This is a genomic window from Lutibacter sp., assembly GCF_041596795.1.
Lineage (GTDB): Bacteria > Bacteroidota > Bacteroidia > Flavobacteriales > Flavobacteriaceae > Lutibacter.
This window is the reverse complement of the sequence record NZ_JBFHHX010000055.1, coordinates 1-20,004: the sequence shown is the minus strand read 5'-3', so window position 1 is coordinate 20,004 and position 20,004 is coordinate 1. Positions and strand designations below refer to the sequence as shown.

Annotated in this window: 23 protein-coding genes; 9 read left to right on the top strand and 14 right to left on the bottom strand. The window is 27.8% G+C overall.

The features are described 5' to 3' along the window. From ABY298_RS08270 to ABY298_RS08260, 3 genes are all read right to left on the bottom strand, one after another. Positions 1–363 (bottom strand): carboxypeptidase-like regulatory domain-containing protein (locus ABY298_RS08270; protein WP_372745552.1); only part of this gene is annotated, 363 nt, incomplete at its 3' end. Positions 364–413: 50 nt separating this feature from the next. Then, positions 414–581, bottom strand: a complete 168-nt coding sequence (locus tag ABY298_RS08265) for a hypothetical protein (protein ID WP_372745551.1) — start codon at positions 579–581, stop codon at positions 414–416. Positions 582–718: 137 nt separating this feature from the next. Continuing rightward, on the bottom strand, positions 719–1,150 hold the full coding sequence (locus ABY298_RS08260; RefSeq protein WP_372745550.1) for a hypothetical protein: 432 nt from the start codon (positions 1,148–1,150) through the stop codon (positions 719–721). Positions 1,151–1,356: 206 nt separating this feature from the next. Here ABY298_RS08260 and ABY298_RS08255 point away from each other — a divergent pair, with 206 nt between their 5' ends. The 5 genes from ABY298_RS08255 to ABY298_RS08235 all read left to right on the top strand — a co-directional run bounded on the left by ABY298_RS08255 (position 1,357) and on the right by ABY298_RS08235 (position 9,152). After that, positions 1,357–1,800, top strand: a complete 444-nt coding sequence (locus ABY298_RS08255) for a DUF2267 domain-containing protein (protein WP_372745549.1) — start codon at positions 1,357–1,359, stop codon at positions 1,798–1,800. Between the two features lie 560 nt (positions 1,801–2,360). After that, complete coding sequence (locus ABY298_RS08250) at positions 2,361–3,530, top strand: hypothetical protein (protein ID WP_372745548.1); 1,170 nt, start codon at positions 2,361–2,363, stop codon at positions 3,528–3,530. 152 nt (positions 3,531–3,682) lie between these two features. Next, entirely contained in the window at positions 3,683–5,155 is a 1,473-nt protein-coding gene (locus tag ABY298_RS08245; RefSeq protein ID WP_372745547.1) for a glycoside hydrolase family 130 protein, read from the top strand. A 618-nt stretch (positions 5,156–5,773) separates the two neighbouring features. Further along, positions 5,774–6,214 (top strand): Hsp20/alpha crystallin family protein, encoded by a 441-nt coding sequence (locus ABY298_RS08240; protein ID WP_372745546.1) that lies wholly within the window; start codon positions 5,774–5,776, stop codon positions 6,212–6,214. 271 nt (positions 6,215–6,485) lie between these two features. Beyond that, positions 6,486–9,152, top strand: a complete 2,667-nt coding sequence (locus tag ABY298_RS08235; RefSeq protein WP_372745545.1) for a cation-translocating P-type ATPase — start codon at positions 6,486–6,488, stop codon at positions 9,150–9,152. 59 nt (positions 9,153–9,211) lie between these two features. On the opposite strand, the gene ABY298_RS08230 is transcribed toward ABY298_RS08235, so the two are convergent. From ABY298_RS08230 to ABY298_RS08210, 5 genes are all read right to left on the bottom strand, one after another. Continuing rightward, the gene (locus tag ABY298_RS08230; RefSeq protein WP_372745544.1) at positions 9,212–11,437 is read right to left on the bottom strand and encodes a glycosyltransferase; all 2,226 of its coding nucleotides are present in this window, start codon (positions 11,435–11,437) and stop codon (positions 9,212–9,214) included. Between the two features lie 6 nt (positions 11,438–11,443). Next, positions 11,444–12,484, bottom strand: a complete 1,041-nt coding sequence (locus tag ABY298_RS08225) for a pesticidal protein Cry7Aa (RefSeq protein ID WP_372745543.1) — start codon at positions 12,482–12,484, stop codon at positions 11,444–11,446. A 1,115-nt stretch (positions 12,485–13,599) separates the two neighbouring features. Then, entirely contained in the window at positions 13,600–14,532 is a 933-nt protein-coding gene (locus ABY298_RS08220) for a HipA domain-containing protein (RefSeq protein WP_372745542.1), read from the bottom strand. Continuing rightward, complete coding sequence (locus ABY298_RS08215; RefSeq protein WP_372745541.1) at positions 14,522–14,857, bottom strand: HipA N-terminal domain-containing protein; 336 nt, start codon at positions 14,855–14,857, stop codon at positions 14,522–14,524. The genes ABY298_RS08220 and ABY298_RS08215 overlap by 11 nt, the downstream gene beginning before the upstream one ends. Positions 14,858–14,860: 3 nt before the next feature. Beyond that, complete coding sequence (locus tag ABY298_RS08210) at positions 14,861–15,079, bottom strand: helix-turn-helix domain-containing protein (protein WP_372745540.1); 219 nt, start codon at positions 15,077–15,079, stop codon at positions 14,861–14,863. A gap of 162 nt (positions 15,080–15,241) precedes the next feature. Between ABY298_RS08210 and ABY298_RS08205 the strand changes: the two genes are divergently transcribed. The 4 genes from ABY298_RS08205 to ABY298_RS08190 are packed head-to-tail and all read left to right on the top strand — an operon-like array spanning position 15,242 to position 16,186. Beyond that, the gene (locus ABY298_RS08205; RefSeq protein ID WP_372745553.1) at positions 15,242–15,388 is read left to right on the top strand and encodes a hypothetical protein; all 147 of its coding nucleotides are present in this window, start codon (positions 15,242–15,244) and stop codon (positions 15,386–15,388) included. Continuing rightward, a complete protein-coding gene (locus ABY298_RS08200; protein ID WP_372745539.1) occupies positions 15,388–15,783 on the top strand; it encodes a DUF5675 family protein in 396 nt (131 codons plus the stop codon). Before ABY298_RS08205 ends, ABY298_RS08200 begins: the two co-directional genes overlap by 1 nt. 3 nt (positions 15,784–15,786) lie before the next feature. Beyond that, positions 15,787–16,014 (top strand): hypothetical protein, encoded by a 228-nt coding sequence (locus ABY298_RS08195; RefSeq protein WP_372745538.1) that lies wholly within the window; start codon positions 15,787–15,789, stop codon positions 16,012–16,014. After that, positions 16,004–16,186, top strand: a complete 183-nt coding sequence (locus ABY298_RS08190) for a hypothetical protein (protein WP_372745537.1) — start codon at positions 16,004–16,006, stop codon at positions 16,184–16,186. Before ABY298_RS08195 ends, ABY298_RS08190 begins: the two co-directional genes overlap by 11 nt. Positions 16,187–16,214: 28 nt before the next feature. Here ABY298_RS08190 and ABY298_RS08185 read toward each other — a convergent pair whose 3' ends face one another. The 6 genes from ABY298_RS08185 to ABY298_RS08160 all read right to left on the bottom strand — a co-directional run bounded on the left by ABY298_RS08185 (position 16,215) and on the right by ABY298_RS08160 (position 19,835). Continuing rightward, on the bottom strand, positions 16,215–17,126 hold the full coding sequence (locus tag ABY298_RS08185; RefSeq protein ID WP_372745536.1) for a PD-(D/E)XK nuclease family protein: 912 nt from the start codon (positions 17,124–17,126) through the stop codon (positions 16,215–16,217). A gap of 145 nt (positions 17,127–17,271) precedes the next feature. Continuing rightward, positions 17,272–17,973 (bottom strand): hypothetical protein, encoded by a 702-nt coding sequence (locus tag ABY298_RS08180; RefSeq protein WP_372745535.1) that lies wholly within the window; start codon positions 17,971–17,973, stop codon positions 17,272–17,274. A gap of 302 nt (positions 17,974–18,275) precedes the next feature. Then, positions 18,276–18,620 carry a hypothetical protein gene (locus tag ABY298_RS08175; RefSeq protein ID WP_372745534.1) on the bottom strand — a complete coding sequence of 115 codons (345 nt, stop codon included), beginning with the start codon at positions 18,618–18,620 and terminating at the stop codon, positions 18,276–18,278. 27 nt (positions 18,621–18,647) lie between these two features. Continuing rightward, on the bottom strand, positions 18,648–19,142 hold the full coding sequence (locus ABY298_RS08170; protein ID WP_372745533.1) for a hypothetical protein: 495 nt from the start codon (positions 19,140–19,142) through the stop codon (positions 18,648–18,650). Positions 19,143–19,285: 143 nt separating this feature from the next. Next, the gene (locus ABY298_RS08165; protein WP_372745532.1) at positions 19,286–19,462 is read right to left on the bottom strand and encodes a hypothetical protein; all 177 of its coding nucleotides are present in this window, start codon (positions 19,460–19,462) and stop codon (positions 19,286–19,288) included. A gap of 40 nt (positions 19,463–19,502) precedes the next feature. After that, positions 19,503–19,835: a hypothetical protein gene (locus tag ABY298_RS08160; protein WP_372745531.1), complete on the bottom strand. Its 333-nt coding sequence runs from the start codon at positions 19,833–19,835 to the stop codon at positions 19,503–19,505. Positions 19,836–20,004: the final 169 nt, after the last annotated feature.

Here is a 20,004-nt window from a genome sequence, read left to right as displayed (position 1 = left end):
ATGATTGACTTTAGACTTTTGAAATTCTCCTAATATTAATTCTTGTGTTAATTTTTTAGAGTTAATAATTACTTCGTTCAATTCCGTTGTTATAGGTTTCAATTCAAGAGTTTCTTTTATTAAATCCGAGGATATTTTTTTTGTCTCAAAACCTATTGCAGAAAAAATAATAATTTTTGTGCTATTAATTTCTAATTTAAATTCTCCTTTTTCATTTGAAGTTGTTTCAATATTTTCGTTTTCTACCCAAATATTTACGTAAGGTATTTTTTCTTTCGTTTCACTGTTAATTATTATTGCTTTTAATTGACTAAAACCAGAGTTAGAAATAAGTAAAAATGTTATTGCAAGCAGTTTTTTCATATTGTGGGCAACAAGTTTGAATATAGGTTGTTTTTTTTGCTCAGTTCTTCTTAAGCATTTAGAAATTTATATAGACCTTTATTTTCCATAGCAATTAAAAGGTTTATTATTTTTGATACTTTTTGTAAATAATCTATTACAATTTCTAATTTAATACCTCTATATTCTGCGAATTCTTCTGAAGTTACAAATTGATGTGATTCATTTTTAAAATGCACTTTTATTTAATTGAGTAGTTTTCTTCCATAGCGTTCACTTCTGCCAATTGTAAATTAGAAAGACTTTGCACGTAATTCAAAGGTATTTGTTTTTTTAAATAGTATTAAAAGAAAGTTGACAAATTAATGACTCCAACTTATTTTTCTAGGTTAAAAATACACTTAAATTCAATTAAAAATTCATACAAATAAGTCTTGAAGCTTTTGTGTTTTTTATTAAACTCAAATATTTCTTTTTCTAAACTTTGATAAGTCTCTAAATATCCTTCACTAATACTAAAAACATCACTTTTTAAAGTTTTGGCTACTTTAGTTCTAAACTTTTCAATTTTTTCTTGAATAGCATTATTACTCTCATTTAACCTGTCACTATTCTTTTGTAATAGCTGAAGCCTTTCAAATAAAATAGGAGTAGTTAATTTAAACGATTTCGATTTTAGCATTGTTTTTAAAAATAGTAGTTCATTTCTTATGAAATTTAAATCGGAAATCCAGATTGAAGAATCATGAATTAAATCACTATAACTTTTGTTAATTTCAAAAGCCTTATAAAAAACATTTTGATTCATAATAAAGGTTATTTTAATTCAATTTAAATTAAATCAAATTCTAAACAATGTAAAATGATATTACTCAACTTCATTTCGCAACCTTTAAAAATAGTTTGTTTTTTTTGTAAAATTGAGCAATATCATTTTATATAATTTAATGTATTAATAGCTTTAATACATTAAATATAGTATCTCAAGTAAAATTTAACCTAAAAAATAAAACAATGTCACTAAATTTTAACCAATATGCCGCGGATGCAAATTCTTTTATGAAAGAGTATGCCGAAAAATTAAATATAGAAGATAAAGAAAAAGCTGGTCGAATTTTATCTGCAATATTACATGGGTTAAGAGAAGTTATTTCAACTGAAGAATCATTACAATTAATTGCTCAATTACCTATGTTTTTAAAAGCTGTTTATGTAAACGGCTGGTCTAGCCATAAAAAACAGCGAGTTAAATGCATGATTGAATTTATAGACTTAATAAATAGATTTGATGGTGTTACTGCAATTAATGATTTTGAATCTGATAAAAAGACTATACAATATATTAAAATAACCTTTTTAGTTTTGAGAAAATACATTTCACATGGTGAGTTAAAAGATATTAGAACTGAGCTTCCAATAGAATTAAAATCTTTAATATTTGAAGAATTTTTAATTTAAATAACTAAAAATAATTACAAACAAACAAACTTATGTAAATGGTAATAAAACTAAGCTACATAAATGTAAAAGAAATTTAAAATTGAGCATAAGAAACAATTAAATATGAAATTATTAATAAAAAAAATAGTGATATAACAATAAAAAATGTACCACTTGTTAATAGATAAAACGCCTTATTGAGTGGTTTGTACAATCAATTGGTTTTAATGATTTAACACAGTTCACATAAGAAGTACACAGAGACTCTGAATTTATGAATTGTTTGATGAACATAATAAAGCAGTAAAAACTATGATTTTAATGGCTATTGAAAAAACTAATAAAGCAACTTCCAATTAGGTTTTTATGGACAAGTGCCATGTGATTTTCCAGATTTTGCTGAATTTTTAGTAAACAAAGTAATGTATAGTATTTCATTTAATTCCGATGCTTTACTAAAAGGTATTTTAAACACTCCTAAAGCCTAACAAAAAACTGTTAGTTATATACATTAAGTCAAATTAAAATTGAAAAAAAATAATAGTACTGTATTGCTAATAACTTAAAAACAACAAATTATGAAAACTTCTAAATTTCATCCGCTACCAATAAAAACTTTTGAGAATTTAGCTACAAAGCATTCGCTGCATTGTGTTTCTATATATCTTCCTATGAATAAAAAAGGAAAAGAACAAAATGAACACTTGGCTCAAGAAACCTTAAAAAAATGTATAAAAGAGGTGAATAAAACACTTCAAAAACACCAACTAAGTAATACTGAAATAGCTGCTTATTTAAAACCAATTGAAAAGCTAATTGTTGATACTGAACTTTGGAGAAATCCATCGGAAGGTTTAGCAGTTTTTTTAGATAAAAACGGATTTAATTATTATACGCTTCCTATTCCTTTTACAGCCAAAACACAAGTAGCGAGTTCCTTTTATTTACAACCACTACTACCTTTATATGAAGTAGAAGAAATTTACTACTTACTAGAATTAAGCCAAGATTATGTAAAACTATATGAAGCTTCAACCTATGGTTTAACCGATCTTCAAATTAAAAGTTTAGCACCTGATACATTGGAAAAAGCAGTAGGATCTGATTTTAAACAAAAAATGTTGCAATTTAGAAGTGGTCAGGATGCATTTGGTGCTGGGGCCTTTCACGGACACGGTGAAGGTAAAGATGATTACAAAAAAGAAATATTCGCTTTTTTAAAGGTTATAGACAAAGCTGTAAATAAAGTCATTAAAAACAATAAAGCTCCTTTAGTTATTGCAAGCACAAATAATGTGTTTAACAACTATAAGCAAGTTAACACCTATCCAAACCTTTATACAAAAAATTGTAAAGGTGATCCTGAGTTTAAAAATAAAACCAAATTACATGAAGCCTCTTTAAAAATAATAAAACCCTATTTTAAAGAAATAAAAAAACAACAATTACATCAATTTCAGGAATTATACCATACACCAAAAGTTTCATACCAATTAAATGAAATTATTCCCGCAGCTATTTCAGGAAAAATAGAGACACTATTTGTTGAAAAAAACTCAAACGAATATGGGTTGTATAATATAGAAAGTGGAAAGCTAATACTAAACACTAAAAAAGATATTCATAATAGTTCACTCACCAACTTAGCTGCAGTACAAACATTTTTAAACAAGGGAAATGTTTATGTATTAGACTCAAAAAAAATGCCTGTAAAAGGAAGGTCATTAAACGCCATTTTTAGATATTAAAAATTAATAAATACTAAAAAACTAAAAGATTTGAAATTGATAGAAATCATTTAACAACTTAGTAATCAATTCTAATTTGATGCAATTTAATTATTTCTCTAAAAATCAGGTTTGATTACTTATTTATTTAGAATCTAAAAATATTTCGAAAAATGCAAATAAAAGTTAATAGAAAAAGCAACCTTTTCAGTCCAGATACTAGCCGAGTAATTGCCCGCTTTAATTATTCTGGTGATGAAAAAAGTAAAGGAATTATTCTAAAAATTCTTGGACTTTCAGAGGAGAAAGCTAAAGAAGAATTAGTAAAGATACTTAGAGGTTATTCTAAGCGTCATAGGAATATTTCAAAAATATTCAAAAATAATTTCAATAAATTATCCCATATTTTAAAGGAGCTAAATATCAAAACAAATGATATTAGCAATTGTATGAAATCACTTATTGGCTCCTATTTTACAAAAGAATACTCCATTGAATCGGCTGCATTTTTTAACCCATCTATGATTGAAGATCCTGATCAAAGTGAAATTTTAAAAGGAGAAAAAAGAGTTATTTTAAGCTTTAGAGCCACTGGAGAAGGCCATATTTCATCTATTGTATTTAGAGGTGGTACACTTGATGAAAATTGTAATTTACAAGTTGAAGAACCTGGTAAAATGATTAATGAGGCAAAGAATATAAAAAGACATGCTTACAATAAAAAACATTTCTTTTCAGAACTATCGGAATTACATGAAAACGACCAAGATATCAAATCCAGCCTTATTTCTAAACTGCCTGAAAATTTTTCATACGGTGAATTGGAGCGAGTTGTAAAAAAATTAAAAAATGAACTTAATTTGTGTTTATCAGGCAAAATACTTTGTGATGAAATTATGTGGTTAGCATCTTCTCATTATGAAATTAAATTTTCTTTGGATACTGATATTTCTGAAAGAGTTATTTTTCCTGTTTCCAATAATGAAAAAAATGGAATTGAAGATGCTCGGTTTGTAAAATTCACCGATGATAATGGAGAAATAACCTACTATGCAACATATACTGCTTATGATGGAATTACCATTTTACCCAAATTATTGGCGACTAAAAATTTTTACCATTTTAAAATAACAACTATAAACGGACAGGTGGGTAGAAATAAAGGAATGGCATTATTTCCTAGAAAAATAAATGGAAAATATGCAATGCTTTGTAGAATTGATGGGATAAATAATTTTATCTCTTTTTCAGACGATTTAAACAGATGGAATGAAGCCAAAATATTGCAAAAACCAAAATATCCTTGGGAATTTGTTCAGGTTGGAAACTGCGGTTCTCCAATTGAAACAAAAGATGGCTGGCTTATAATTACCCATGCGGTAGGTCAAATGAGAGAATATGTAATGGGCGCATCATTATTTGAGTTAGAAAATCCTGAGAAAGAAATTGGGCGATTGAAAATGCCGTTAATGATTCCGAATGAAATAGAAAGAGAAGGCTATGTGCCTAATGTTATCTATTCCTGTGGCTCAATTGTGCATAATGGTATATTATGTATTCCATATGCAATGTCTGATCGTGCTTCTTCTTTTGCTACCATAAATTTAGAAAAACTACTCACTGAATTAAAAGAAAACAATAACTAAATAATAATTAAATAAAGTTCTTTAATTGTGACAACAATCATAACCTTAAATGATGTCTATCATAGAAAAACAATAATTCTCCTCTTAAATTTAATGTGTTAATTAAAAGTTCTTTGAAAAAACATATAAAAAATAGATTTACATTGTTTATAAACAATCTGTAAATTATACTGAGGAGGTTTAGTTACTTTTTGATGGAAGTTGTAGTTTATGATTCTAATTTTTAGAGATAAAAATTTTTTTTGAAGGATTATTTCAAAATCACTAAGTTACCAAAGTCTTTTCAGGAGGAAACAGGAAGTTAAGGCTTCCTGTTTCTAATAAAATAGATTTTCATTCTTGTAAAAGTATGAAAATTGAAATGTAAGATTAAGTATGTTAATGATAACTAGAGCTAATTTCAGTTTTATTAAGTAAAGAATAACATAAGAAATTATTTTGTTAATATTGATATGTTTAACTTTTTAGGAAACAGGAAGTTAAGGCTTCCTGTTTTTATTTATAAACCATCCTAAAATCAACTAATTAATTGCTTGATATTGAGTAAAATCATTTCAAAAAATTGAAATTAGAAATAACTTTAAGCTATTAATAAGTATAATTTAAAAACATAAAATTATGTCACTAGTAAAATTTAGAAAAAGTCCGTTAGAAAATTTGTTTACATCAGATTTTTTAGAATTTAACACCAACAATTTATTTAATGATAGATTTTGGTTAAAAAGAATGAATGAACCTGCATTGAATATCAAAGAAATGAAAGACGAATTCGTAATTGAATTAGCCGCTCCAGGTTATAATAAAAAAGATTTTAAAGTTACCATTGATAATGGTTGTTTAAATATTTCAGCAAAAAAAGATGAAACTAAAGAGGAAAAAGATGAAAATTACACTCGTAAAGAGTTTAGTTACGCATCTTTTGAAAGATCTTTACAATTACCAGATAGTATTGCTGATGAAAAAATAAAAGCGAAATATGACAATGGTATTTTAAAATTTAGTTTAGCTAAAAAAGAAGAAGCAAAAAAACAAAAACCTAAATTAATTGAAATTTCTTAATTTATTAAAAAAAGAAATTATTGTCTTATGAAAATGAGTTAATATATCGAGGTTTAATAAATCTCGATATATTTTTAGGTTTTTTTTAAATTTAAATCTAGTTGGACCCCCAATTGGATAATGGTCTAATTCTAAAACATCAGAAAATATACTAGCAGTTTTTATTCCTAACTTTAAAACATCATCCACTAAAATATAATCAATCCTTCAGTAAATATTATAATCTCCGCATTAAACCTATTAATTTAAAATAAATTTTTAATTATTTTCAATGCATAAAATATTTTCAAAAATTATTCAAAAACCTCATACTTTAACTTCGCAGGAGGTTCTTGAAAAGTTGAACTGTGATATAAATCTAGGTTTATCAACTAAATTAGCAAAAGCCAGAATTGAGACTTTTGGTAAAAATGAATTACCCGAAGAAAAATCAAAAGGCCCGTTTAAAATATTACTTGAACAACTATTAAACCCAATTATTTACATATTATTAATTGCCGCTTTTTTGGCATTTATTTTTAGAGATTGGCTTGAAGGAATAGCCATATTTATTGTAATTATAATAACTGTAGCCATTGGGTTTTTTATGGAATTACAAGCGCTAAATTCTTTAGAATCACTTCGTAGAATGGGACAATCTATGACAAGTGTTTTAAGAGAAGGAACATTATTTCGTTTAAAATCATTTTTATTGGTTCCGGGAGATTTAATTATTTTAGAAGCTGGGGATGTAGTTTCAGCCGATGCTCGTTTGATTTATACCGAAAACTTAACGGTTAAAGAATCTTTTTTAACAGGTGAAAGTTTTCCTATTGAAAAAAACACAAATATTTTACCAGAAAACACACCTATTGTTGAACTTAAAAATATGGTTTTTAAAGGGACTTTGGTAATTAAAGGAATGGCAAAAGCAATTGTAATAACTACAGGTAAGCACACTGAACTTGGTAAAATTCAACAATTGGGCTTGTCTTCAAAAAAAAGTCAAACTCCACTTGAAAAAAATTTAAGCAATCTTAGCAAACATTTAATTTATTTAACCCTTATTTTAACTGCTCTTATAATTATTGCAGGTTATTTTAGAGGTATCAATTTTATTTTAATGCTCCAAACTGGAATTGCATTAGCTGTTGCATCTATACCCGAAGGTTTACCAATTGTAGCAACAATTGCCTTAGCACAGGGAATGTTGCGTTTATCAAAAAAACAAGTAATCATTAAAAAACTGGAAGCAGTTCAAACACTGGGGGCTACCAATATAATTTGTACCGATAAAACCGGTACGCTTACCGAGGATAAAATGAAAGTTCATACTGTGGTGTTTGAAACAAAATCTCTTGAAAATATTTATCAAAAAAACAACGATTTCTTTACGGAACTTAAAAACTTACATGAATTTGAAAATCTTATAATGGCAAGTGTTTTATGTAATGATATTTTATTAACCAGCAAGCAAAAATATGGTGATGCCATTGATTTAGCCTTAATTGATTTTGCTGAATTTGTAGGTTACAGCCCAATTTCTATTCAAAATAAAAATCCAGAAAAAATGGAAATTGCGTTTGATACCGAACGTAAAATGATGGCTACTGTAAACCAACATAACAATATATTTAAAGTATATACAAAAGGAGCATTTGAAACTATTGTTGAATGTTGTGATACCATTATTGTTAATGGTGATATTTCCCTTTTTAATAACAAGGATTTGTGGTTTAAAAAAGTAGATAATTTAGCTTCTCAAGGTTTGAGGGTTTTAGCTTTTGCTTATAAAAATTTAGAAAAAGTTCCGGATTATGAAAACTTTTTAAATAACCTAACTTTTATTGGGATTATTGGGTTTATTGACCCACCTAGACAAGATGTTAAAAATACAATTACAACCTATAAAAATGCAGGAATTAGAGTTGTAATGATGACAGGTGACCATCCTGGAACAGCAAAAAAAGTTGCACAAGAAATAGGTTTATTACCACCACAATTTACCAAAGAAATGGTGGTGTTGGGAAAAGATTTATTAGAGGTTGAAAAACTTTCTGAAGTAAAAAAATCCACATTATTAAATGGTGTTGTTTTTGCAAGAGTAACGCCCAAACAAAAATTAGATATCATAACCCTTTTTCAGCAAAACAATGCTATTGTTGGGATGATTGGTGATGGTATTAATGATGTTCCAGCTTTAAAAAAAGCTGATATAGGAATTGCAATGGGAATTAGAGGGACAGAAGCAGCTAGGGCAACTGCTGATGTAATTTTAAAAGATGATAAATTTACAAGCATAGAGCTTTCAATACGACAAGGAAGAGCAATTTATGAAAATATTAGACAGTTTGTAGTGTATTTATTATCAAGTAATTTAGCCGAAATAATTTCAGTAGGTATTGCTGCATTGTTTAATTTACCTTCTCCATTATTACCTTTACAAATTTTATTTTTAAATCTAATTACTGATATGTTTCCTGCATTGGCTTTAGGGCTAGGAAAGGGTGAAATTGATATTATGAACAAACCTCCACGATTGCCAAATGAACCTATAATGACTTTAAAATTATGGAATGCAACAATAATTTACGGACTGTGCATTACCGCTGGTGTATTAGGTATAACCTTATATTCAAACTATGTTTTAAAACTTACTGCCAATGAAATTAATAATATGGCCTTTTTTACACTTCTTTTTGCACAACTAATAAATGTGTTTAATTTACCCAAAAGACATTTGTCATTTTTTAATAATGAAGTAACAACAAATAGATGGATTTGGATTGCAATTATTTTTAGTGTGTTATTAACTTCAATTGCTTATTTTGTTCCGTCAATTGCACAGGCGCTTTCAATAACACCACTTTCAATTAACAAACTAATAACCATAATTTTATTTGGATTGGGCTCTTTATTATTGGCACAGTTTATTAAACGTATTGGCTTTACCATTTAGCAATATTTTAAGTAGGTTTTAGAATATACTTTTTAAAGGTTTTATTTCTATTTCTTTTTCTAATTTTTTGGAGGTAGAGTGGCTACCTTTTCCATCATTAAACGTGCAATTAAATAACAAATAGTTGATTCCGCCCCTTGATTTAAATTTACATGTGTTTTCTCCAATCCATCATAACAACCACCAGTTATTGGATTATACATAGTTTGATTTAGATGATTCTTACCTAAAAACCAATTAAATGCTATCTTTTGTAAATTTTTATATTTAATATTTTTCGTTGTTTTATAAAATAAATCTAATGCTTGTATGGTGTAAGAAACATCAATTGGTTGTTCACCATATTTATTGGGTGTAATTCCTTTATGGAGCCATCCGTTATTTGAAATAACTTTGAACTGATTCTTACAAAATTGCTTAGATAATAAAAAATTAAAGGAATCAATTGCGACACTTTTATAGTTTAATTTGTGGGTAACTATAAAGGCATACAACATCGCTTCTGATAAAACACTATTGGCATAGGTTAAATAATTTTCAAACCATTTCCAATCCTTGGTTTCATTTATATCGTAGTTTGAAATTAAATTATTAGCTAATTTTTCAATAATGTAAACAACTTCCAATTGTTTAGTAGCCGAATAATACAAATACAATCCTTTAATTGCAAAGCCAATGGCTCTTGGTGATAAAAGATTTTTTACCCAAGATAAACTATCTATAAAGCAGCTAACTGCCTTATCTATCATATATTCAGGTAAATAGTCTTTCATTGAAATAACCATTCCAAGTGCCCAAACGGCTCTAGCATTAGAATCTTCTAAATTTATATAGTTATTTTTAATATGTTCAAAATTGTTTTCATCTATGTAATTTACAAATGTACCTGATTGTTTTTGACAGCGTATTATAAAATTTAAATATGTATTTATAAGGTGTAAATCTTCCCTTTTTTGATATAATTTATAATGCAAACCCAAGGCTATTAAAGCACGAGCATTATCATCTAATGTATAGCCAGAGGAGATATCTGGTTGAGAAATTTTACAAAATTGAATTATACCCAATTCAGTGGTCATTTTATTAAGATGATCCAATTTTATTGGAGGGTAATTGTATTTTATTGCTCTTTTTTTATCAAGCAATTTATTGTATGCATTTACATGCTTTATTGCAACATTTTCCCAAGAAGATTCTCTTGTTTTTTGAAATGCCGAAATTGCCATAGATTGTCTTAAATCATTATTTGAAAGTATTTTTTTAGTGGCTTCAGCTAATTGCGCAGAATTTTCAATTTCTATAAGGATTCCCATATCTTCAGAGAGTGCTTCTTTGGTATGTGGAATGGTTGTTGCAACAATTGGACAGGCACAACTCATAGCATATGCAAATGTACCACTAACTGCTTGATTTGGGTCTTTTGATGTAAATAAATAAACATCTGTTGCTTTTAAATAATTTAACAACTCATTTATTTCTAAATATTTATCTATAAAAAGAACATTGTTTTTAAGGTTTAACTCAAGTACTAATTCTTCCAAATAATTACGATACGTATCTATATTATTTTTTATTGAATTTGGATGTGTTTTGCCAATTATCAAATATAAAACATTTGGAGTGTGTTTGATAATACTTGGCAATGCATTTAATGCAGTTTCTATACTCTTACCCGGACTTAAAAGTCCAAAAGTTGAAAGTATTGTGCGATTTTCTAAATTATATTTCTTTTTTATTTCAATGGAGTTTTCCCAATTCACAATATGAGTTCCGTGTGGTATATAAATTATTAAATCTACTGGAATACCATAATCTTCCATTAATATTTTTTGAGATTGTTTGGTCATAACAAATACCATTCTTGACTTGGATATTAACTTCTGTACTAATAATTTTAATTCATTATTAGGCCTAGGAATTACGCTATGAAACGTAAATGCGACAGGTTTTTTTATAGTTTCTAAAAATGTGGTTAAATAATTTCCATAAGAACCACCAAAAAGACCAAATTCATGTTGAATATGTACAATTTTAATTTCGTTATTGTAATTAATTTCGTCGGCAACTAATTTGTATTCTTCTTTAATGGTTGGATTTAATTTAAATTTCACAACATCTGATTTTTTAGTATTTGTCCCAATTTCACAAATAACACAGTTTAATGTTTTGTTAAATGAATTATTAATAGCAGTAATAAGGTCTTGCGTAAATGTGGCAATACCGCATTGCGTTGGTGGAAATGTTGTTACAAATGCAATTTGAGTTTTAATTGGCTTTTCTTTCATTGTTCATTATTTATTGTTTAATATTTCAGATAATAAATTATTTAAACTTACAGACGCCACTGCAATTCTGCTATCGGCAGCACCATAATAAATATAAAGTTCATTATTAAAAATTGCAGTTCCTGTTGGAAAAACAACATTGTTTACATTCCCCTCTATTTCGTAATCTTCAGTTGGAGAAAATAATGGTTGTTTTAATCTTCCAATTACTTTTAGTGGATTTTTTAAATCTAATAACGCTGCACAAGCATGGTAGATTAAGCCCTTAGTACTAGATTGAGCAGCATGGTAAACAATTAACCACCCTTTTTCGGTTTCAATAGGAGGACAGCCGGCACCTATATGGCTACTTTCGTGTATAAATTTAGGAAGCAAAACAATATGCTTCCCTAAATCCTCAATGTAATTTCTCCAAAAACTACTTGTTAATTCATTTGAATCTTCAAAACAAAGTAATTGAATTGAAGGATGTAACCGATGTAATAATGCAAATTTCCCTTGAATTTTTTTTGAAAAAAATACCAAGTTTTTGTCCCAAACATATATTTTTCCTTTCATCATTTTTGAAATTTTATAACGGGAAAAAAGCTCGTAAAATACATAATGTGATTTTTTAATACGACCATAATTTTGAGCTATTAATTTTGAATATTCTTCAAAAGTAAATTTGGGTGTTATAATTCCTTGTTTTTCAAAATTTTTCAAATCTGTGGAAGTTGCATACGCTCCAAATACATTAATCCCATCATATGCTGAATACGTTAAATAATAGGTGTTATCTATCTTTGTAATTCTTGGATCTTCAATTCCATGAAACTCCTCACTAGTTTCTGAAACAAGGATTGGTAGTTTTGATCTTTCAATTACATTTAAAGGCCCATTTAATTTGCAATAACCTATACTGGAAAAATTACCTTTTCTAACAGCTCGATAAAATAAATGTACGCTATCCTTATCTTGATAAACTGCAGGATTAAAAACTCCTTCATTTTCAAAACTACTGGCTGATTTTTCTAAAATAACTCCATGTTTTTTTACTTCAATCATTTTAAAAATATTTAATATAAGCTACTATTTTAGTTCTTTACATTATTTTAGATATTATTTATAAATTTCTAATACTGATCTGTTTCTTAGAATTGAAAATTGTAAAATATCGCCTGACTTTAAAATTTGAAACAGCAGCCACGCTTTATGTAAATTTTCTTGACTTGTTTATGGTGTATTTTCAACGGAAAGGATAATATCTCCACCTACCATCAGTTAAACATCTTCAAATTAAATTTTATAAGCTCCTCCTTTTAACACTATAACATCAGTTAATGAAAAATTGGCGACTTTTCTACTGAAAGACCTTCTTTTTGGGGATATTTACAATTCCAGATAATGCATCTGATATTAAATATGCTTCAACTCTTATCCAAAAAGATTGTTCATCTAACAATAATTTTTTTTACCACATTAGGTATTGTTTTAAAACAAATGTGAACCCTTTTATATTCAGTCTAATGGATAACAAGCTTAGAATCATATGTTCCAATAAGTAACTCAGCTTCTTTTAATTATTCATATAGCACACAAATATTTTGGCAATACCTTGTAAGCATAAAAAACAAAGTATTAAGAGCGAATTTCTCATTTTAAAGTTTTTTCTAAATTATCTTATATACAAAGTGAATACTATTTTGTAATTAATCAAATGACCATTATCAAATAACAACATTAGAATGTATGAAATATATCATTTGAATAATTTAATTATAAAACAAAAATAATACTGATTACCATTGCTTTACCAGAATAAGTTAACAATAATTAAGAAAGTACACATCGAATTAAAAAAATCTAGGATAGGAGAAGTTTAATAAACTTAAAGAATTTTTTATATTTATTTATCAAGAATTGCTTCAGATGAAAATAAGGAATTGTTAGTAACAATGGTAGATATTACGAAACTTAAATCACACGAAATAAAGGTGGAATAATTGGAATTTTTCTTTTTAGACTTATGTTAAGTCTTTTTTTAATCTACAGTAATTCGAGCATATAATAATGCATCCTCATTTTTTTGAAGTCTCAGCTCAGCAGACACTTTCAAAAAAAGCTGACACTTTGCTACCATATTAAATCAAATAACATCAAAATTTATGATTTTTTACGTTTTAGTTGAATAAAATGGCTGATCTTTTTAATACAATTTCAATATAATTTTCTTTCATTTTTTCTGAAAGAAAGGAGGTGTTCACTATTTTTATTATTTCTTGTTGCTTGCTTTTAAATCGTTTAAAAACTCCATTGATTTGTTTGTTGTTTAAATCTAAACTATGACCTAATTTTATAAAATAGCCTTTAGTTAATTTGTTCTTTTTTCCTTCTAAAGTTAAGGCTAGTTCTTCTTTGTCTTCTGGATTTACAATGGCCACATTTAACAAATCGTAGGCTGGTGCTAAAATCCAATTGGAATTAGTTTCTATCATTGAAAAGTTTTTTAAATGCATATCGTTGTTTCCAGTTAAAAAACTAAATACTGCAATTTCAAAAAAGAAAAGTTTATCTAATAAGGTATTGCTAGAATATTGCCCCAAAGCTTTTCCAATTTTTTCCATCGAGCTTTTGTATTTATCAAAAGCTTCCGTTATTTGAAACATATCCAACATATGAATCTTTTTTCCATCGTCAGTGCGGTCGATTCGTTTTGTGATGTACGATAATTCACCCGAATTTAATCGGATTAAAGAGGAGGGAACCGTATTAATTTTTAAATGTTCAGCCAAACGCATAGTTACATGTTCATTGGCTGGCATTTCTGGAAAATCGATAGAAGGTGGTTTAACAATGTAGTTTCCACCTAAAGCACCAACAACTGTTAACCGATTGTCTTTTGCCTGATCATCAAATGTCATAGATAATTTGGGTTGAACTCCAGGAACTGAAATGCTTCGTTCTATTACGTTTTTTGCCAAATCAGTCATTTGTTCCAATGAATAATTTAGTTTTGGGGCTTCTTTTGTTCCAAAAAAAGTCAAACTACATTTTTCGTGAAAATCGGTTTCTGTAGTCAAATCTTTATAACAATACAAACACTTATTTTTCATCTTCTACAATTATAGGTTGAACACTTACTGCTCCAATGCAATTTTGGCAACAAGCCAATAATAATCCCATTCTGTCATTTGGGTTTATTTTCCAGTTTTTTGAAGCAATATTTAACAACCAACCTTCAGGAATTAATCCTTCAAAAAAAGGAAATAATCGGTTGCTTTTATAAGTTTCTTCTCTAACAGGTAGGGTAAAGGTTATAAACTGATGCGGAAAATATTTCACATATTCGGTTGCGTAGGTAAAAGTATACTCTCCATCATTGGTTTCAACCAAGGTGCCTGCCAGCGTTGTGTGGTAAAAAATATGTGCGCTTCTCATAGGCTAGTCGTTTGCAGTGGTTGTCTCTTTTAAGTTTACTGGTGCAAGTGTGTGTCCAAACATTTTTAGCACTAAATTTACCTTATCCATATTTAAGTTGGTTTTGCCTTGTTCAATTTTACGGATGACAGTTAGCGCAACACCAGTTCTTTCAGCGAATTCTTCTTGCGTTAAATTCACTTCTTTTCTTCGTTCTTTTACAAACTGTGCTAATTTTTTCATTATATGCTTTTAAGTATAATTTTATGTAAATATAGTAAATTATATGTAATTACGTATATTTTATATTTAAAATGCTGTTTTGTATGTATTTACATATAAAAAAGTAGGGTATGGAAGTCCTTTTATCAAACTTTTTGTAAATATTCAGTTACAATTTCTAATTTGATTCCGCTGTATTCTGCAAATTCTGTCCTTCCTGTTATTCAGATTTTGGGAATTGAATTTTATCAAGAGGTAAATGGCGCTATGTATCCGTTGAAAAATGGATCCTACAATGCACTTGCAATTGTAAAAGTTGATACGGTATAGTGGAACTTGTTTTACATAGAACGTATTTTAAAGAGGGTACCAACGGTGCCCTTTTTATCAATCAACAATTTTTAGGTTTTACCATTGAATTGCCCTGGAAAGAAAATTTGAAAAGAGTGTCGTGTATTCCTGAAGGTGTGTATGAATTGAAGCCTCGGTATTCCGACAAGTTTAAACATCATTTAGTGCTGCAGAATGTACCCAAAAGAAGTTTGATTTTGATTCACCCAGCCAATGATGCCAACAAAGAATTACAAGGCTGTATTGCGCCTGTAAGTTCACTTACAGGGATTGCTAAAGGATTGCAATCTCGCATTGTATTTCAGAAAATACTTTCTAGTTGTTACCAAGCATTTGACCGAAAAGAAAAAGTAACCTTAACTATTAAAAACTAATTTATGAAAATTACTGAACGATATAAAAAACCAACTCCTACCTTTTTTAGAAAATTGAGAAATATTGGAATTGCATTGGCCGCAACTGGTGGTGCTATTATTGCAGCTCCGATTGCATTGCCAGCAACCATTGTAACCATTGCAACTTATTTAACTGTTGCAGGAACTGTGGCGACTGCTGTGAGTCAGGCGGTGGTTTCTGACAATGAAATTGACACCAATGGCGAATAATGACCTACAACTGCGCTCTGGAATTGTTGGAGGCACTTTTCTATCCACTATTTTAAATATCACTTTTAACGATATTCTTTTTACAATAATTATGGCTGTGATTGGTGCAGTTGTAAGTTTTTTTGTTTCTTGTTTGTTGAGAAAAATGTTTTCTTCTAAAAATAAATATTAAATATGCCTAGCTGAAAGCCAGGCATATTTTAATCGGATATTTTATTTTTCTTAATCCAGTCCCTCAATTTTTCGATATTTTTTAGCCCCTTTTTTATATTCTCAATTTGACTATTAAAATCTTTTGTCCTATCAATTTTACCTGAAAATATTCTTAATGAAAAAGTTTTTTTATGTTTAACAAATTTTATGCTTTCTGGTAAGATGGATCTAATTTCTTTTGCTTTTTCTTCTGAGATTTCTTTGAAAGTTGCATCTATATTTCCTTGAGCAAATTTGTGTCTAAATATTATTCCTCTCAAATCATCATCATAAAGCATAGGCCAGTCACTTTGGTAGGGAATAATGCCTGGTTTTTTCATACGTAAATTGCAATGTTCAGACTCTTTAAAAACCCAATAAGAATGCCAAAAACTTTGAACAGGTACAGAGTTTACTGGTTGATAACCTCTTCTTAATTTTTCGGTTGCAATTTTCAAAAGATTACTTTTAAATAAACTTCGTTTCGTTCCTGAAAATTCAAACCTCTCAATTATAGTCTCGTATGAGATAAAACATTCAAAATTATTCTGATTTTCACAATAAAGAGCTGGAGCAATTAAAACACAAAAAGCTATATCACATGAACCTTTATTAATATAGTTTTGGGCTCGCTTTTCATATCTTTTAAATTGCTCATCTTGAAATAATGCATCTAATTTATTCTCTATTAAAACATAAATATTTTTATTATTTGAATTATAAGAAAACAGGATATCAGTTTCACCTAACCCAAAATCAGTTATACTTCTCCAAGCTCCATTAGATGATTTAAATAGTGGGAGATTTAATTCTTGAATAAACCACTCTGAGAATTTATCATCAGTTGATAATTCCTCAAGTAAGATTAAATCAACATCTCTTTCTTGAATAGATTCTATTGGTAAAATTGGTTCTGACATTGAGCACTATATGAGTTTAAATATGATTTATCTAACTGAGCATATTTAGATTAATCCGTTTAGAACAGCTATTAAGCCATTGCTTGTTGGTTAAATTAATATTAAATTAAATGACAGTAACTTTTAAACAATTTAAAAGTTAGATTTAATTATTATTCTGTATTAATCCAATTATTAAAATAATTAGGGCTAATAAAACAATTATTATTGAAAAGGATAAATCTGCTTTTTCTTCTTCTTTTTTGATGAAATTATTAGTTTTATCTTGTATTTGTTCTTTACTTTTTTGTAAAATTTGATGATAATTAAGTGAGGAAATTTGTTGCCTTGAGAGTTTCAAATTTAATTCTGTTAATTGCCTCATATCATACCAATCTTCAATCCTTTCATCTTGTATTTTGTTATCCTTTTCATAAGTATCAAATTCCTTAATGGGTTTTTCAACTGTTTTGTAATGTATACTTTCATTTGCACAATCTAGCATAAATTCTTCAAGAATTTCTGTTTGATGATGAAAGTTATGTGTATCAATAATTTCTTTTTTAAATCTTGAAAATCTTTGTTTACTTGAAGCAAGTTTATCTAGAACTTTTACATTATACATTGCTTTAATCCGTTTACCTTCGAAACTATCAGAATAGTTTCTTGACGATAAAATTATCATTTCATAGTTAAGAATAGTTGCCTTTCTCATTTCTTCTATAACAGTTTCTCTATTCATTCCTCCTTCTAATCTACATTTTGTAAAATCAGAATATGCAAAATTCTCATTAAAAGCTACGGCAAGTATAATATCAATATCTGCTGTATTATTAATATATAATGGTTCTTGTATTTTATTATTCATAGTTTTTTTAATATAATCTATATATAAATTAATTAAAGAAATCTAATAATTTAGATTCTTAAGTGAATGGGGCATTCTTGTGGCTAACGGGTTTTTATATGATTTGTACGACTGGAAAATCGGAGATTTTTCTGCCGTAGAAAATCGTTTGTTGAATGTTTGCCGTTTGTATTAGTTCGAATGTAAGCATAAATTATATGAGGTGTTAGGCAACGTTTTTTCTCTAAAGATTTACACAAAAATATTTTTCAAGAATCCTAAAATGCCTTCAAGTTTGGGATGAATTAATTAGATGTCTTTAATTAAAAATAGTCACCCAATTTTTTAGGATAACTCGGATAATAACCAATCATCGAATTTATACATTCTCCCATATAACCAAGTGAAGCTTCGACCCTTTTTAAAAGATCAGCTTCTGCTTTATCTGAAAATTCGGTTTCCTTTTCTACGAGTAAATTATACTGCGAAATTGAAAATGCTTCACCACATTTTATATATTCTCGATTATATGAATCTTCTTTATCAATAATCTCTTTTATAAACATATATTCATATTCAAAAGACCTTTGTTTTCCTTCTAAATTTGTTAATGTTATAATGTCACTTTTTTTAATTAAAACGTATTTAGGTGTTTTTTTAAAAAACATATTTGTATTTTTTTTAAATTAATAATTTTAGTAAAATAGAATTGTGTTGCCGAATTTATCTATATCTAATTTGAATTTAGGGAATCCAACATCTTGTAATTCAGATTCGATTTTGTAAATTCCAAAATCATTTAGTTCTTCTCTAAATGTATAAAATAATTTAAAAAAATAAAATAAACTATAATATATGGTTTCACGACCAGCTTCATCGAAGCTACAGAGCTCTCTATTATAATAAAAAAATTGATCATTTGCATATAGACAAGCTGAATGTGCATCTTTGTACATACCATTTAAATGTAAAACTGCAGAAAATGGTGTTATTAAGGTTTCAAAAAATAATTTTGCTTTTTTTCGTGAAAATGATTCTTCTGATTCAAAAATTCCTTTTTTTTGAGATTTCAAAGCGTAATCTAAAATTGCTCTTTTCTTTATAATCATTAAGTCAATTTTATTTTTGTCAGATTTATTAATAATATTATCCATATTATTGTAAAATTCAACAAATTCTTCTTCATTCATATATTTTAGTTTTTTATTAAGTTTTGTGATATTTTTTCATATTATAAGATTAAAAGTCAATTAAATGAATCATTTCCGGATCTCTTTATACCTAAAGATTTGTTTTATAATAATAAATAATCCTAAATTTAATTCTCGTCAATTTAAAAACTTGCAAATATGATTCCTCCAAGAATTGCACCTAAAATAGAAAAATTAGCCTCAATTCTTTTAGCTCTTGCTTCATTTGGGGACTCATTATGTGTAAAGAGTGACCAATAGAGTCCTCCTAGAATTAATTTTCCAACCCAGTAACCAATAAATATTCCTAATATAATCATAGTGTTTTTTTAATTATAAATTTTCACTATTTTTTTAACCTTAATATCCTCTCAAGCATTTCCTAATTTCAGTATTTAATTCTCCTGATGAAGCAAGTTCATATTCAGAATTAAGTTCTTCATTCCATAATTCGAAAGCCAATAAAGCACCCATAATTCTTGTTGATTTTTTACCGAATATTCCTGAGTGAGCAGCTCCAATTTGTAAAAAATCTCCTGCTAATAGTGGTGAATTCTTACTTTTGGAAATTCTTATTCCTCGTTGAAGATGTTTAGAATAACTAATCTTCTCAAATATTTCATTGTATTTAATACTTCCGTAATCTCTTATAAAATTATTTCTGTAATTAATTATTTGTTCTTTATATTCCATATTTCTTTAAATTTATCAAGTATTATCTTATTTAATAATTGTTGCGTTTTTCGATTAATTAGTTATAAAATCTTAATATTTGCCGACGTGATTTTATATGATTTGTGCGACTGGAAAATCGGAGATTTTTCGGACGTAGCAAATCGTTTGTTGAATGTTTGTCGTTTGT

Bases quoted from the DNA above. Each gene is read 5' to 3' on its own strand.
- ABY298_RS08225 (WP_372745543.1), bottom strand. From the start codon at position 12,484: ATGATTGAAGTAAAAAAACATGGAGTTATTTTAGAAAAATCAGCCAGT.
- ABY298_RS08165 (WP_372745532.1), bottom strand. From the start codon at position 19,462: ATGATTATATTAGGAATATTTATTGGTTACTGGGTTGGAAAATTAATT.
- ABY298_RS08185 (WP_372745536.1), bottom strand. From the start codon at position 17,126: ATGTCAGAACCAATTTTACCAATAGAATCTATTCAAGAAAGAGATGTT.
- ABY298_RS08170 (WP_372745533.1), bottom strand. From the start codon at position 19,142: ATGAATGAAGAAGAATTTGTTGAATTTTACAATAATATGGATAATATT.
- ABY298_RS08230 (WP_372745544.1), bottom strand. From the start codon at position 11,437: ATGAAAGAAAAGCCAATTAAAACTCAAATTGCATTTGTAACAACATTT.
- ABY298_RS08195 (WP_372745538.1), top strand. From the start codon at position 15,787: ATGAAAATTACTGAACGATATAAAAAACCAACTCCTACCTTTTTTAGA.
- ABY298_RS08255 (WP_372745549.1), top strand. From the start codon at position 1,357: ATGTCACTAAATTTTAACCAATATGCCGCGGATGCAAATTCTTTTATG.
- ABY298_RS08245 (WP_372745547.1), top strand. From the start codon at position 3,683: ATGCAAATAAAAGTTAATAGAAAAAGCAACCTTTTCAGTCCAGATACT.
- ABY298_RS08215 (WP_372745541.1), bottom strand. From the start codon at position 14,857: ATGAGAAGCGCACATATTTTTTACCACACAACGCTGGCAGGCACCTTG.
- ABY298_RS08250 (WP_372745548.1), top strand. From the start codon at position 2,361: ATGAAAACTTCTAAATTTCATCCGCTACCAATAAAAACTTTTGAGAAT.
- ABY298_RS08240 (WP_372745546.1), top strand. From the start codon at position 5,774: ATGTCACTAGTAAAATTTAGAAAAAGTCCGTTAGAAAATTTGTTTACA.
- ABY298_RS08190 (WP_372745537.1), top strand. From the start codon at position 16,004: ATGGCGAATAATGACCTACAACTGCGCTCTGGAATTGTTGGAGGCACT.
- ABY298_RS08180 (WP_372745535.1), bottom strand. From the start codon at position 17,973: ATGAATAATAAAATACAAGAACCATTATATATTAATAATACAGCAGAT.
- ABY298_RS08260 (WP_372745550.1), bottom strand. From the start codon at position 1,150: ATGAATCAAAATGTTTTTTATAAGGCTTTTGAAATTAACAAAAGTTAT.
- ABY298_RS08160 (WP_372745531.1), bottom strand. From the start codon at position 19,835: ATGGAATATAAAGAACAAATAATTAATTACAGAAATAATTTTATAAGA.
- ABY298_RS08220 (WP_372745542.1), bottom strand. From the start codon at position 14,532: ATGAAAAATAAGTGTTTGTATTGTTATAAAGATTTGACTACAGAAACC.
- ABY298_RS08175 (WP_372745534.1), bottom strand. From the start codon at position 18,620: ATGTTTTTTAAAAAAACACCTAAATACGTTTTAATTAAAAAAAGTGAC.
- ABY298_RS08235 (WP_372745545.1), top strand. From the start codon at position 6,486: ATGCATAAAATATTTTCAAAAATTATTCAAAAACCTCATACTTTAACT.
- ABY298_RS08210 (WP_372745540.1), bottom strand. From the start codon at position 15,079: ATGAAAAAATTAGCACAGTTTGTAAAAGAACGAAGAAAAGAAGTGAAT.